This is a genomic window from Pseudomonas sp. Pse1, assembly GCF_024519635.1.
Taxonomy (GTDB): domain Bacteria; phylum Pseudomonadota; class Gammaproteobacteria; order Pseudomonadales; family Pseudomonadaceae; genus Aquipseudomonas.
Genome location: NZ_JALJRO010000004.1, coordinates 179,122 through 193,333 on the forward strand (window position 1 = coordinate 179,122; position 14,212 = coordinate 193,333).

At 60.8% G+C, this 14,212-nt stretch carries 10 protein-coding genes; 9 read left to right on the forward strand and 1 reads right to left on the reverse strand.

Translation table 11 applies throughout. The features are described 5' to 3' along the window. Positions 1-36: 36 nt before the first annotated feature. From lptF to pdxJ, 8 genes are all read left to right on the forward strand, one after another. Positions 37-1,152, forward strand: coding sequence for an LPS export ABC transporter permease LptF (gene lptF / locus NR126_RS08280; protein WP_027618652.1), 1,116 nt, complete (start codon positions 37-39; stop codon positions 1,150-1,152). Then, positions 1,145-2,206: an LPS export ABC transporter permease LptG gene (gene lptG, locus NR126_RS08285; protein ID WP_027618653.1), complete on the forward strand. Its 1,062-nt coding sequence runs from the start codon at positions 1,145-1,147 to the stop codon at positions 2,204-2,206. The genes lptF and lptG overlap by 8 nt, the downstream gene beginning before the upstream one ends. Positions 2,207-2,377: 171 nt before the next feature. After that, a complete protein-coding gene (gene lepA, locus NR126_RS08290) occupies positions 2,378-4,177 on the forward strand; it encodes a translation elongation factor 4 (RefSeq protein ID WP_027618654.1) in 1,800 nt (599 codons plus the stop codon). A gap of 5 nt (positions 4,178-4,182) precedes the next feature. Continuing rightward, positions 4,183-5,037, forward strand: coding sequence for a signal peptidase I (lepB, locus tag NR126_RS08295; protein WP_027618655.1), 855 nt, complete (start codon positions 4,183-4,185; stop codon positions 5,035-5,037). A 178-nt stretch (positions 5,038-5,215) separates the two neighbouring features. Further along, complete coding sequence (rnc, locus tag NR126_RS08300; RefSeq protein WP_027618656.1) at positions 5,216-5,905, forward strand: ribonuclease III; 690 nt, start codon at positions 5,216-5,218, stop codon at positions 5,903-5,905. Continuing rightward, positions 5,898-6,800, forward strand: a complete 903-nt coding sequence (gene era, locus NR126_RS08305) for a GTPase Era (RefSeq protein WP_256830008.1) — start codon at positions 5,898-5,900, stop codon at positions 6,798-6,800. The genes rnc and era overlap by 8 nt, the downstream gene beginning before the upstream one ends. Positions 6,801-6,952: 152 nt before the next feature. Next, a complete protein-coding gene (gene recO / locus NR126_RS08310) occupies positions 6,953-7,642 on the forward strand; it encodes a DNA repair protein RecO (RefSeq protein ID WP_105755126.1) in 690 nt (229 codons plus the stop codon). A 50-nt stretch (positions 7,643-7,692) separates the two neighbouring features. Beyond that, positions 7,693-8,439 (forward strand): pyridoxine 5'-phosphate synthase, encoded by a 747-nt coding sequence (gene pdxJ, locus NR126_RS08315; protein ID WP_027618659.1) that lies wholly within the window; start codon positions 7,693-7,695, stop codon positions 8,437-8,439. Between the two features lie 115 nt (positions 8,440-8,554). Here pdxJ and mltF read toward each other — a convergent pair whose 3' ends face one another. Next, positions 8,555-10,015 carry a membrane-bound lytic murein transglycosylase MltF gene (gene mltF / locus NR126_RS08320; RefSeq protein WP_027618660.1) on the reverse strand — a complete coding sequence of 487 codons (1,461 nt, stop codon included), beginning with the start codon at positions 10,013-10,015 and terminating at the stop codon, positions 8,555-8,557. 287 nt (positions 10,016-10,302) lie between these two features. On the opposite strand from mltF, the gene purL reads away from it, so the two are divergent. Next, on the forward strand, positions 10,303-14,199 hold the full coding sequence (gene purL / locus NR126_RS08325; protein ID WP_256830009.1) for a phosphoribosylformylglycinamidine synthase: 3,897 nt from the start codon (positions 10,303-10,305) through the stop codon (positions 14,197-14,199). The last annotated feature ends 13 nt before the right edge of the window (positions 14,200-14,212 follow it).

Consider the following 14,212-nt stretch of genomic DNA (forward strand, 5'->3'; position numbering starts at 1 on the left):
TGGCCGCCTTAGCCTGACAACCCTGGAGTGTCTGGTTTGATTGTCTTCCGTTATCTGTCCCGAGAAGTCCTGGTGACCCTGAGCGCCGTCAGCGCCGTGCTATTGGTCATCATCATGAGTGGGCGCTTTATCAAATACCTGGCCCAGGCTGCGGCCGGCCTGCTGGACCCGGGCTCGCTGTTCCTGATCATGGGCTTCCGCCTGCCGGGGTTCCTGCAACTGATCCTGCCCCTGGGGCTGTTCCTGGGGATTCTGCTGGCGTATGGCCGGCTGTACCTGGAAAGCGAAATGACCGTGTTGTCCGCGACCGGCATGAGCCAGCAGCGGCTGTTTGTTTACACATTGTTTCCAGCGACCCTGGTGGCCTTGCTGGTTGCCTGGCTGAGCCTGGGCCTGGCGCCGCAAGGGGCCAATCAGTTCCAGTTGCTGCTGAACAAGCAGGATGCCCTGACTGAGTTCGATACCCTGGAGCCAGGGCGTTTCCAGTCTCTGCGCGACGGTACGCGGGTGACCTATACCGAAACGCTGACGGACGACCGCATCAACCTCGCCGGCGTGTTCATTTCGCAGAAGAATCAAGGCTCGGAAACCAAGGATCGCGGGATTTCGGTGTTAGTGGCTGAAAAAGGTCGTCAGGAAATCAAGCCCGACGGCAACCGCTACCTGATCCTCGACAACGGCTACCGCTACGACGGCAACCCGGGGCAGGCCGACTACCGGGTCATCAAGTACGACACCTATGGTGTGCTGCTGCCCAAGCCGGATGTCAGTGACGAAGTGACCGACCGCGATGCGATCAGCACTGCCAACCTGCTGGGCAGCGACGACGTGCGTTCGCGCGCCGAGTTGCAATGGCGCATGTCCCTGCCGCTGCTGGTGTTTATCGTGACCCTGATGGCGGTGCCGCTGGCGCGAGTCAATCCGCGCCAGGGCCGTTTCCTCAAGCTGTTGCCGGCAATCCTGCTGTACATGGCCTACCTGACCATCCTGATTGCCGCTCGCGGCGCCCTGGAGAAAGGCAAGCTGCCGGCGTCGCTGGGCTTGTGGTGGGTGCACGGGATCTTCCTGGTCATCGGCCTCGGATTGCTTTATTGGGAACCCTTGCAATTGAAGCGGGCGAGTCGCCGTGCGTTGGAGGTGACCCGTGGTTAAGCTCGATCGCTACATTGGCAGCAGTGTATTCATGGCCATTCTGGCCGTGCTGGGGATCATCCTCGGGTTGGCGACACTCTTCGCCTTCATCGATGAAATGGGCGATGCCAGCGACACCTATACCGTGATGGATGTCCTGAGCTATGTGCTGCTGACCGCGCCACGCCGGCTGTATGACATGTTGCCGATGGCCGCGCTGATTGGCTGCCTGATCGGCCTCGGCAGCCTGGCCAGCAACAGCGAATTGACCATCATGCGCGCTGCGGGCGTGTCGATTGGCCGTATCGTCTGGGCGGTCATGAAGCCGATGCTGTTGCTGATGGTCGCCGGCGTGCTGATTGGTGAATATGTGGCGCCGGCCACGGAAACCATCGCTCAGGCCAATCGTTCGCTGGCCCAAGGCAGTGGCGATTCGCAAAGCGCCAAGCACGGCCTGTGGCACCGTCAGGGCGAGGAGTTTATTCACGTCAACTCGGTGCAGCCCAACGGCCGTCTATATGGCGTAACTCGTTATCGCTTCGATAATGAGCGGCACCTGGTGTCGTCGAGTTTTGCCAAGCGTGCCGAGTTTGATACCGATCACTGGCAACTGAGCGACGTCACCACCACCCTGTTCCACGACAAGAGCACTGAAGTAGTAAGCACTCCGATCGAGCGCTGGGATGTGGCGTTGAGTCCGCAATTGCTGAGCACGGTGGTGATGGCGCCCGAGTCGCTGTCGATCAGTGGTCTGTGGGGCTATATCCACTACCTGGCTGACCAGGGCCTGAACAACGGGCGCTACTGGCTGGCATTTTGGGTCAAAGTGTTGCAGCCACTGGTCACCGCTGCGCTGGTATTGATGGCCATCTCCTTCATCTTCGGTCCTTTGCGTTCGGTGACCCTCGGTCAGCGAGTGTTCACCGGGGTGCTGGTGGGTTTCACCTTCCGTATCGTCTCGGATTTGCTGGGTCCTTCGAGCCTGGTGTTCGGCTTCTCGCCGTTGTTCGCAGTGCTGGTTCCGGCCGCGGTCTGCGCCTTGGCGGGCCTGTTCCTGATGCGCCGAGCCGGCTGACGAGCGGTATACAGCGTCGCGCCGGACACTCAAAAACGCCCCGTTCACCAGAGCGGGGCGTTTTTGCATCCGGGCTTCATGCTGCAAACGTGACGCTTGCCCAGTGATTCAGGTACAATTCCCGGCTATTTTTCGGCGGGCCATGCCTGCAGCCTTTTTGAGTGTTGATCCGTGAGTGATTTGAGTCATATCCGCAATTTCTCCATCATCGCCCACATTGACCATGGCAAGTCGACGCTGGCCGATCGCTTCATCCAGATGTGCGGCGGCTTGGCCGAGCGTGAAATGGAAGCCCAGGTACTGGACTCCATGGACCTTGAACGCGAGCGCGGCATCACCATCAAGGCGCACAGCGTCACCCTGTATTACAAAGCCAAAGATGGTATCAACTACCAACTGAACTTCATCGATACCCCAGGCCACGTTGACTTCACTTATGAGGTCAGCCGTTCGCTGGCGGCCTGTGAAGGTGCGCTGCTGGTGGTCGACGCCGGTCAGGGTGTCGAGGCGCAATCGGTTGCCAACTGCTACACGGCGATCGAGCAGGGTCTGGAAGTGATGCCTGTCCTGAACAAGATCGACCTGCCACAGGCTGATCCTGAGCGGGTGAAGGAAGAAATCGAGAAAATCATCGGCATCGATGCCACCGACGCCGTCACTTGCAGCGCCAAGACCGGCCTGGGTGTCGATGAGGTGCTCGAGCGCTTGGTGACTACCATTCCCGCGCCGACCGGCAATATCGAAGATCCGCTGCAGGCGTTGATCATCGACTCCTGGTTCGACAACTACCTGGGCGTTGTGTCTCTGGTTCGCGTGCGTCATGGCCGGGTGAAGAAGGGCGACAAGATTCTGGTCAAATCCACCGGCAAGATCCATCTGGTGGACAGCGTCGGTGTATTCAATCCGAAACACACCCCGACCGCTGATCTGAAAGCCGGCGAAGTGGGCTTCATCATCGCCAGCATCAAGGACATTCACGGCGCGCCAGTCGGCGATACCCTGACCTTGAGCTCGACCCCTGACGTCGACGTGCTGCCAGGCTTCAAGCGTATTCAGCCGCAGGTCTATGCCGGTCTGTTCCCGGTCAGCTCCGACGACTTCGAAGACTTCCGTGAGGCGCTGCAAAAACTCACCCTGAACGACTCGTCGCTGCAGTACACCCCGGAAAGCTCCGACGCCCTGGGCTTCGGCTTCCGTTGTGGGTTCCTCGGCATGCTGCACATGGAAATCATCCAGGAGCGCCTGGAGCGCGAATACAACCTGGACCTGATCACCACGGCGCCGACGGTAATCTTCGAGCTGCTGCTCAAGACTGGCGAAACCATCTACGTCGATAACCCGTCGAAGCTGCCGGACCTGTCGACCATCGAGGACATGCGCGAGCCGATCGTGCGCGCCAACATCCTTGTGCCGCAGGAGCACCTGGGTAACGTCATTACCCTGTGCATCGAAAAACGCGGCGTGCAGGTCGACATGCTGTTCCTCGGCACTCAGGTTCAGGTGACCTATGACCTGCCGATGAACGAAGTGGTATTGGACTTCTTCGATCGCCTGAAATCCACCAGCCGCGGCTATGCTTCGCTGGACTACCATTTCGATCGCTACCAATCAGCTAATCTGGTCAAGCTGGATGTGCTGATCAACGGCGACAAGGTCGACGCCCTGGCGCTGATCGTGCACCGCGACAACTCGCACTACAAAGGTCGTCAGTTGACCGAGAAGATGAAAGACCTGATTCCTCGGCAGATGTTCGACGTGGCCATCCAGGCCGCCATTGGCGGTCAGATTGTGGCGCGGACAACTGTCAAGGCACTCAGAAAGAACGTATTGGCCAAATGCTACGGTGGTGACGTCAGCCGTAAGAAGAAACTGCTGGAGAAGCAAAAGGCCGGTAAAAAACGCATGAAGCAGGTCGGCAACGTGGAAATTCCACAGGAAGCCTTCCTTGCAGTGCTCAGGTTGGATAGTTAGGTCCTATGTCACTAAATTTCCCGCTGTTGCTGGTCATCGCTGTCTTCGTCTGCGGTTTGTTGGCCTTGCTCGACCTGGTGTTTCTGGCGCCGCGTCGGCGTGCCGCCATTGCCTCCTATCAGGGCACGGTCAGCCAACCGGACCAGGTTGTGGTCGAGAAGCTGAACAAGGAGCCGATGCTGGTTGAATACGGCAAATCGTTCTTTCCGGTGCTGTTCATCGTGCTGGTGTTGCGTTCGTTTCTGGTCGAGCCGTTCCAGATTCCGTCGGGTTCGATGAAGCCGACCCTGGATGTCGGCGACTTCATCCTGGTGAACAAGTTCTCTTACGGGATCCGCTTGCCGGTGCTCGACAAGAAAATCATCGAGGTGGGTGACCCGCAGCGCGGTGATGTGATGGTGTTCCGTTACCCGAGCGACCCGAACGTCAACTACATCAAGCGTGTGGTCGGCCTGCCGGGCGACCAGATTCGCTACACCGCTGACAAGAAACTGTTCGTCAATGGCGAGTCGATTGCCGAACAACTGGTCGGCTCCGAGCCGGGAACCCTGGGCAGCGCCGAGCTGTACAAGGAAAAACTCGGTGCGGCCGAGCACATGATCCGCAAGGAAATGACGCGCTATCGCGCCACTCCTGACCGTCAGTGGACAGTGCCTGCCGGGCACTACTTCATGATGGGCGACAACCGCGATAACTCGAACGACAGTCGCTACTGGGATGACCCGAACATTCCCAAGAACCTGCTGGGCATGGTTCCCGACCAGAACATCGTCGGCAAGGCCTTCGCGGTCTGGATGAGCTGGCCTGAACCAAAACTCAGCCACCTGCCGAATTTCTCGCGGGTTGGCCTGATCAAGTAATCCCACACGGCGCTGTTGAATACAGCGCCGAGTGTTTTTCTGGAACCCGCAGACGGTTGTTGAAAAGCATTGAAGCCACGATATTCAGGAAGTAATTTTTGAACACAGCGTTATTTGTCCCAGGCCTTCGCAGCGATGCTGTGAGGGAAGTCGGCCACGAACTCAGCGTGGGTAAACCGTGAGCGTCTCTTTAAGTCGTCTTGAGCGTCAGCTCGGCTACACCTTCAAGGACCAGGAACTGATGGTCCTGGCCCTCACTCATCGCAGCTTTGCCGGGCGCAACAACGAACGCCTGGAATTCCTCGGTGACGCCATCCTTAACTTTGTCGCCGGTGAAGCCCTGTTCGACCGCTTCCCGCTGGCCCGCGAAGGCCAGTTGTCGCGTTTGCGCGCGCGCCTGGTGAAAGGCGAGACACTGGCGGTACTGGCGCGTGGTTTTGACCTGGGCGAGCATTTGCGCCTGGGCTCCGGCGAGCTGAAAAGTGGTGGCTTCCGTCGTGAGTCGATCCTGGCCGATGCCCTCGAGGCGCTGATTGGTGCGATCTACCTCGACGCTGGCATGGACATGGCGCGTGAGCGGGTACTGGCTTGGCTGGCGTCTGAGTTCGAGAGCCTGACCCTGGTCGACACCAACAAGGATCCGAAGACCCGCCTGCAGGAATTCCTGCAGTCGCGTGCCTGTGAGCTGCCGCGTTACGAAGTGGTGGATATCCAGGGTGAGCCGCATTGCCGGACGTTCTTCGTCGAATGTGAAATCACCTTACTGAACGAAAAAAGCCGTGGCCAGGGCGTCAGCCGTCGTATTGCCGAACAGGTAGCGGCCGCTGCAGCACTGATCGCCCTGGGCGTGGAGAATGGCCATGACTGATACAAACGTAACTCGCTGTGGCTATGTCGCCATCGTTGGCCGCCCGAACGTGGGCAAGTCGACCCTGCTGAACCACATCCTGGGCCAGAAGCTGGCGATCACTTCGCGCAAGCCGCAGACCCCCCGCCACAACATGCTCGGGATCAAGACCGAAGGCGACGTGCAAGCTATCTACGTCGACACCCCCGGCATGCACAAAGGCGGCGAGAAGGCCCTGAACCGCTATATGAACAAGACCGCTTCGGCGGCGTTGAAAGACGTCGACGTGGTGATCTTCGTGGTTGACCGGACCAAGTGGACCGAAGAAGACCAGATGGTGCTCGAGCGCGTGCAATACGTCACCGGCCCGTTGATCGTGGCGCTGAACAAGACTGACCGCATCGAAGACAAAGCCGAGCTGATGCCGCACCTGAGCTGGTTGCAGGAGCAGTTGCCGAACGCCCAGGTCATCCCGATTTCGGCTCAGCACGGTCACAACCTCGACGCGCTGGAGCGTGTGATCGCCGAGCACCTGCCGGAAAACGATCACTTCTTCCCGGAAGACCAGATCACCGACCGCAGCAGCCGCTTCCTCGCCGCCGAACTGGTGCGTGAGAAAATCATGCGCCAGATGGGCGCCGAGCTGCCGTACCAGATCACCGTGGAAATCGAAGAGTTCAAGCAGCAGGGCAAGACCCTGCACATCCACGCGCTGATCCTGGTCGAGCGTGACGGTCAGAAGAAGATCATCATTGGCGACAAGGGCGAGCGGATCAAACGCATCGGCACCGAAGCGCGCAAGGACATGGAGCTGCTGTTCGACTCCAAGATCATGCTCAACCTGTGGGTCAAGGTGAAGGGCGGCTGGTCCGACGACGAGCGCGCCTTGCGTTCGCTGGGTTACGGCGACTTGTAAGCTACACCAGACCCTTGTAGAAGCGGGCTTGCCCGCGAAGGCGGAGTGACATTCAACAACTTTTTTGAATGCTGCATCCCCTTCGCGGGCAAGCCCGCTCCTGCATTGGGTTGTGTCGATCTCAAAAGTGGCACCCCGTCAGCGAGACACGCATGTCCTCGAATCCACCGCCCAGCCAACCCGCCTACGTCCTCCACTCCCGCGCCTACCGCGAAAACAGTGCGCTGGTCGATTTCATCACCCCACAGGGTCGCTTGCGGGCGGTGTTGCGCAGTGCGCGGGGCAAGGCCGGGACGCTGGCGCGGCCGTTCGTGCCGCTGGAAGTCGAGTTTCGCGGGCGTGGCGAGCTAAAGAATGTCGGGCGCATGGACGGAGCAGGTATTCCCACCTGGCTCAATGGCGAGGCGCTGTTCAGCGGCTTGTACCTCAATGAACTGCTGATTCGCCTGCTGCCCGCCGAAGATCCCCATCCCGCGGTATTCGAGCACTATGCCGCGACCTTGCTGGCCCTGGCCGAAGGCCGTGCGCTGGAACCCTTGCTGCGCTCGTTCGAATGGCGCCTGCTGGATGACCTCGGCTATGGCTTTGCGTTGACCAGCGATATCCACCAGCAACCAATCGAGGCGACGGGCATGTACCGCTTGCAGGTCGATGCCGGGCTGGAGCGGGTCTACCTGGTGCAGCCGGGATTGTTCAGCGGCGCCGAGCTGTTGGCCATGGCTGAAGCCGATTGGGGCGTGCCCGGCGCGCTGTCTGCGGCCAAGCGCCTGATGCGCCAGGCGCTGGCGGTTCATCTGGGTGGTCGTCCGCTTGTCAGTCGCGAGCTGTTTCGCAAGCCCTGATCACCCCGTATGCTGTGCACCGAACTTTCTCTTCCTCTGGAGCGTTTTCCGTGACCACCAGCACTCGCATTCTTCTTGGCGTGAATATCGACCACGTTGCCACCCTGCGTCAGGCCCGGGGCACTCGTTACCCTGACCCGGTCAAGGCAGCGCTGGACGCGGAAGAGGCGGGGGCCGATGGCATCACCGTGCATTTGCGCGAGGACCGCCGGCACATCCAGGAGCGCGACGTGTTGCTGCTCAAGGATGTGCTGCAAACCCGGATGAACTTCGAAATGGGCGTCACCGAGGAAATGATGGCGTTCGCCGAGCACATTCGCCCGGCGCACATCTGCCTGGTGCCGGAAACCCGCCAGGAACTGACCACCGAAGGCGGCCTGGATGTCGCGGGGCAGGAGGCGCGGATCAAGGCGGCGGTGGAGCGTCTGGCGAAGATCGGCTGCGAAGTGTCGCTGTTCATCGATGCCGATGAGCGTCAGATCGAAGCCTCGAAGCGGGTCGGCGCCCCGGCGATCGAGCTGCACACCGGGCGCTACGCTGATGCCCAGACACCCAGCGAAGTCGCCGAAGAGCTGCAGCGCGTGGCCGATGGCGTGGCCTGTGGCCTGGCCCAGGGCCTGATCGTCAATGCCGGTCACGGCTTGCACTACCACAACGTCGAAGCGGTAGCGGCGATCAAGGGCATCAATGAGTTGAACATCGGCCACGCGCTGGTGGCCCATGCGCTGTTTGTCGGCTTCAAGTCGGCGGTGGCCGAGATGAAGGCGTTGATTGTGGCGGCTGCGGCCAAGGCCTGAAAATCAACCTCTGTAGGAGCGAGCCTGCTCGCGATGCGGTCTGACATTCACCGTTGATGTGTCTGACATATCGCATCGCGAGCAGGCTCGCTCCTACAGTGTCATGCGCTGGCCGTCACAGCGGCGCCGGCTCTTCCGGCGGCTTGGTCTTGTCGATCCCCGGCACATGCAGGTTGCCTTCGGCGACCTGATCGCCTTCCAGTTGCGGCTGCGTGACCCAGGTGAGGATGTCGTAGTAACGACGGATGTTGGCCACGAAGTGCACCGGCTCGCCGCCACGGGCGTAGCCATAACGGGTCTTGCTGTACCACTGTTTCTGCGCCAGGCGCGGCAAGATCTTCTTCACATCAAGCCATTTGTCTGGATTCAGCCCCTCCTTGGCGGCCAGCTTGCGCGCGTCATCCAGGTGGCCGCTGCCGACGTTGTAGGCCGCCAGGGCAAACCAGGTGCGATCAGGCTCCTTGATCGAGTCGTCGAGCTGATCCTTCATGTAGGCCAGGTACTTGGCGCCGCCCATGATGCTCTGTCGGGCATCCAGGCGGTTGGACACGCCCATCGCCTGCGCGGTGTTCTGGGTCAGCATCATCAGGCCGCGCACGCCGGTTTTGGAAGTGACGGCCGGTTGCCACAGGGATTCTTGATAGCCAATCGCGGCCAATAGCCGCCAATCGACTTTCTCTTTCTTGGCGTAGGTCTTGAAGTGCTGTTCGTACTTGGGCAGGCGCTGCTGCAAGTGCTGGGCAAAGGTATAGGCGCCGACGTAGCCGAGCACGTCGACATGCCCGTAGTAGCGGTCCTTCAGACGTTGCAGGGTGCCGTTTTTCTCGACCTTGTCGAGAAACTCGTTGATCTCGTTGAGCAGGCTGTTGTCATCGCCGGCGGCCACGGCCCAGCTCTGGTTACTGGCATCGCCAAGGTCGAAAGCCACCCGGACGTTGGGGAAGTACACCTGGTTCATCGCGACTTCGTTGGAGTCGACCAGGGTCAGGTCGATCTGACCTTCATCCACCATGCGCAGCAGATCGACCACTTCCACAGCGTCAGACTCTTCGTATTCGATCCTGGGATTTTTTGCCTTCAATGCCGCCAATTGTTCGGCATGGGTGCTGCCCTTGAGCACCATGATCTTCTTGCCTGCCAGGTCGGCTGCATTGGTGGGGCGCGACTGGCCGTTGCGGTAGATGATCTGCGGGGTAACTTCCAGATAGGAGTGGGAAAACCGCACTTGCGCCTTGCGTTGCTCGCTGCTGACCAGGCCGGCAGCAGCGATCACGGGGCCGTTGGGCTTGCCCACCTGTTCAAAGAGGTCGTCGAGGTTGTCTGCGGTCTCGATCTTCAGCTCCACCCCCAGATCGTCGGCAAAGCGCTTCACCAGCTCGTATTCGAAGCCGGTTTCACCGTTGCGGTCCTGGAAGTAGGTGGCCGGGCTGTTACGCGTGATCACGCGCAGCACGCCATCCTCCTTTACGCGCTCCAGGGTGTTGGGTTTATCAACACAGCCGCTGAGCATCAGGAAGAGTCCGGTTGCGATGAGCCATTTGGCGAATCGCGGACGCAAAGCCATTGGGGAAAACATCTGCGCAGTATACGCAAAGGACCACGGCCGCCATATCTCGACAGCAAGGGGCTTGTCTGCTAGAGCGCGAAAAAGCGGCGCAAAGCCCGTAAAAACGGCTGTCTGCCAGTGATTTTCAGTACCAAATCATTCCCGGCCGACGGCCTTAATGAGCATTGGTTATAGCTCATGAGCCCCTGGCCGACGTTCGGGCAATACCGGGCGTAGCGTTTCGGGTGCTGTCGCGGGCGGTTTAGGCTAGAATGCACGGCCTCAAAGCACACCCCCTTCCCGAGGCTGTCCCGAAGATGTTGATCCTGCGCGGCGCTCCTGCCCTTTCTGCCTTTCGCCACAGCAAACTCCTTGAGCAACTGAGCCAGAAGGTTCCGGCTGTCAGTGGCCTCTATGCTGAATTCGCTCACTTCGCCGAAGTCACCGGCGTCCTGACCGGCGACGAACAGCAGGTGCTTGCGCGCCTTCTGAAGTACGGCCCAAGCGTTCCGGTACAAGAGCCAAGTGGCCGACTGTTCCTGGTGTTGCCACGTTTCGGCACCATTTCGCCCTGGTCGAGCAAGGCCAGCGACATTGCCCGTAACTGCGGCCTGGCAAAAATCCAGCGCCTGGAGCGTGGCATCGCGTTCTATGTTGCCGGTGAGTTCACCGACGCCCAGGCCCAGTTGATCGCTGACGGCCTGCACGACCGCATGACCCAGATCGTGCTGGAGAACCTCGAGCAGGCTGCCGGCCTGTTCAGTCATTCCGAGCCCAAGCCGCTGACCGCGATCGACGTGCTGGGTGGCGGTCGCGCCGCGCTGGAAAAAGCCAACGTCGAGCTGGGCCTGGCCCTGGCCGAAGACGAGATCGACTATCTGGTCAACGCCTTCGTCGGCTTGAAGCGCAACCCGCACGACATCGAACTGATGATGTTCGCCCAGGCCAACTCCGAGCACTGCCGTCACAAGATTTTCAACGCCAGTTGGGACATCGACGGTGAGAGCCAGGAAAAAAGCCTGTTCGGCATGATCAAGAACACCTATCAGATGCACAGCGAAGGCGTACTGTCCGCTTATAAGGACAACGCTTCGGTGATCGTCGGTTCGGTGGCCGGTCGTTTCTTCCCGGACCCTGAAACCCGCCAGTACGGCGCGGTGCAGGAGCCGGTGCACATCCTGATGAAGGTCGAAACCCACAACCACCCGACCGCGATCGCCCCGTTCCCGGGCGCATCCACCGGTTCCGGCGGCGAGATCCGCGACGAAGGCGCCACCGGTCGCGGCGCCAAGCCAAAGGCTGGCCTGACCGGTTTCACCGTGTCCAACCTGCAGATCCCTGGCTTCGAACAGCCGTGGGAAGTGCCGTACGGCAAGCCAGAGCGCATCGTCAACGCCCTCGACATCATGATCGAAGGCCCGCTGGGCGGCGCCGCGTTCAACAACGAGTTCGGCCGTCCGGCCCTGACCGGTTACTTCCGTACCTTCGAACAGTCCATCAGCACCCCGCATGGTGATGAAGTTCGCGGTTACCACAAGCCGATCATGCTCGCTGGCGGCATGGGTAACATCCGCGAAGAACACGTCAAGAAAGGCGAGATTCTGGTCGGCTCCAAGCTGATCGTGCTCGGCGGCCCGGCGATGTTGATCGGCCTGGGTGGCGGTGCCGCTTCCTCGATGGCCACCGGCACCAGCTCGGCCGATCTGGACTTCGCTTCGGTTCAGCGCGAAAACCCGGAAATGGAGCGCCGTTGCCAGGAAGTCATCGACCGTTGCTGGCAACTGGGTGACAAGAACCCGATCAGCTTCATCCACGACGTGGGTGCCGGTGGTCTGTCCAACGCCTTCCCGGAACTGGTCAACGATGGCGACCGTGGTGGCCGTTTCGAATTGCGCAACATTCCAAACGACGAGCCGGGCATGGCCCCGCACGAAATCTGGTCCAACGAATCCCAGGAGCGTTATGTCCTGGCGGTTGGCCCGGCTGATTTCGAGCGCTTCAAGGCGATCTGCGAGCGTGAGCGTTGCCCGTTCGCCGTGGTCGGCGAAGCCACTGCCGAACCGCAGCTGACCGTGACCGACAGCCACTTTGGCAACAGCCCGGTGGACATGCCACTGGAAGTGTTGCTGGGCAAGGCGCCACGCATGCACCGTTCGGTGGTTCGTGAAAATGAACTGGGCGACGATTTCGATCCGTCGACCCTGGACATCGCCAACTGCGTCGAGCGCGTCCTGCATCACCCGGCCGTGGCCAGCAAGAGCTTCCTGATCACCATCGGCGACCGCACCATCACCGGCCTCGTGGCCCGTGACCAGATGGTCGGCCCTTGGCAGGTGCCGGTGGCTGACGTTGCCGTTACCGCCACCAGCTTCGACGTCTATACCGGTGAAGCCATGGCCATGGGCGAGCGTACCCCGCTGGCCCTGCTGGACGCTCCGGCGTCGGGCCGTATGGCGATCGGCGAGACCCTGACCAACATTGCCGCCTCGCGCATTGCCAAGCTTTCCGACATCAAACTGTCGGCGAACTGGATGTCGGCAGCCGGTCACCCGGGCGAAGACGCACGTCTGTACGACACCGTGAAGGCCGTCGGCATGGAACTGTGCCCTGAGCTGGGTATCACCATTCCGGTGGGCAAGGACTCGATGTCCATGGCCACGCGCTGGAACGACGAAGGTGTCGACAAGACCGTGACCTCGCCGATGTCGCTAATCGTCACCGGCTTCGCGCCAGTGACCGACATCCGTCAGACCCTGACCCCGCAACTGCGCATGGACAAGGGCACCACCGACCTGATCCTGATCGACCTCGGTCGTGGTCAGAACCGCATGGGCGCCTCGATCCTCGCCCAGGTTCATGGCAAGCTCGGTTCCCAGGCTCCGGACGTCGACGACGCCGAAGACCTGAAAGCCTTCTTCGCGGTGATCCAGGGCCTCAACGCCGACGGCCACCTGCTGGCGTACCACGACCGTTCCGACGGTGGCCTGCTGACCAGCGCCGTGGAAATGGCCTTCGCCGGTCACTGCGGTCTGAGCCTGAACCTCGACGGCCTGGCGGAAACGTCGGCTGACATCGCCGCAATCCTGTTCAACGAAGAGTTGGGTGCGGTGATCCAGGTTCGCCAGGACGCCACCCCGGACATCCTCGCGCAGTTCAGCGCTGCCGGTCTGGGCGACTGCGTCTCGGTGATCGGTCAGCCGATCAACAATGGCGAAGTCAGCATCACCTTCAACGGCGAAACCGTATTCGAAGGCCAGCGCCGTCTGCTGCAACGCCAATGGGCGGAAACCAGCTACCAGATCCAGCGCCTGCGTGACAACGCCGACTGCGCCGATCAAGAGTTCGACGTGGTGCTGGAAGAAGACAACCCGGGCCTGAGCGTCAAGCTCAGCTTCGACGTCAACCAGGACATCGCTGCGCCGTACATCAAGAAAGGCATCCGCCCACAGGTTGCCGTGCTGCGCGAGCAGGGTGTCAACGGTCAGGTGGAAATGGCTGCAGCCTTCGACCGCGCCGGTTTCAGTGCGATCGACGTGCACATGAGCGACATTCTGGCCGGCCGCGTCGACCTGAACGAGTTCAAGGGCCTGGTGGCTTGCGGTGGCTTCTCCTACGGCGACGTACTGGGTGCCGGTGAAGGCTGGGCCAAGTCTGCGTTGTTTAACAGCCGTGCCCGCGATGCGTTCCAGGGTTTCTTCGAGCGCAACGACAGCTTCACCCTCGGCGTGTGCAACGGTTGCCAGATGATGTCCAACCTGCACGAGTTGATCCCGGGCAGCGAGTTCTGGCCGCACTTCGTGCGTAACCGCTCGGAGCAGTTCGAAGCCCGTGTGGCCATGGTCCAGGTCCAGGAATCGAACTCGATCTTCCTGCAGGGCATGGCCGGTTCGCGCATGCCGATCGCCATCGCTCACGGTGAAGGTCATGCCGAGTTCGAAAGCGAAGAGGCACTGCTCGAAGCCGACCTGTCCGGTTGCGTGGCGCTGCGTTTTGTCGACAACCACGGCAAGGTCACCGAAAGCTACCCGGCCAACCCGAACGGTTCGCCGCGCGGGATCACCGGCCTCACCAGCCGCGACGGTCGCGTGACCATCATGATGCCGCACCCGGAACGTGTGTTCCGCGCCGTGCAGAACTCGTGGCGCTCGGACGACTGGAACGAAGACGCTCCGTGGATGCGCATGTTCCGTAACGCTCGGGTCTGGGTGAACTAAGAACGGGTGGACT

Bases quoted from the DNA above. Each gene is read 5' to 3' on its own strand.
- mltF (WP_027618660.1), bottom strand. From the start codon at position 10,015: ATGTTTTCCCCAATGGCTTTGCGTCCGCGATTCGCCAAATGGCTCATC.
- recO (WP_105755126.1), top strand. From the start codon at position 6,953: ATGTCCTCGAATCCACCGCCCAGCCAACCCGCCTACGTCCTCCACTCC.
- purL (WP_256830009.1), top strand. From the start codon at position 10,303: ATGTTGATCCTGCGCGGCGCTCCTGCCCTTTCTGCCTTTCGCCACAGC.
- lepB (WP_027618655.1), top strand. From the start codon at position 4,183: ATGTCACTAAATTTCCCGCTGTTGCTGGTCATCGCTGTCTTCGTCTGC.
- era (WP_256830008.1), top strand. From the start codon at position 5,898: ATGACTGATACAAACGTAACTCGCTGTGGCTATGTCGCCATCGTTGGC.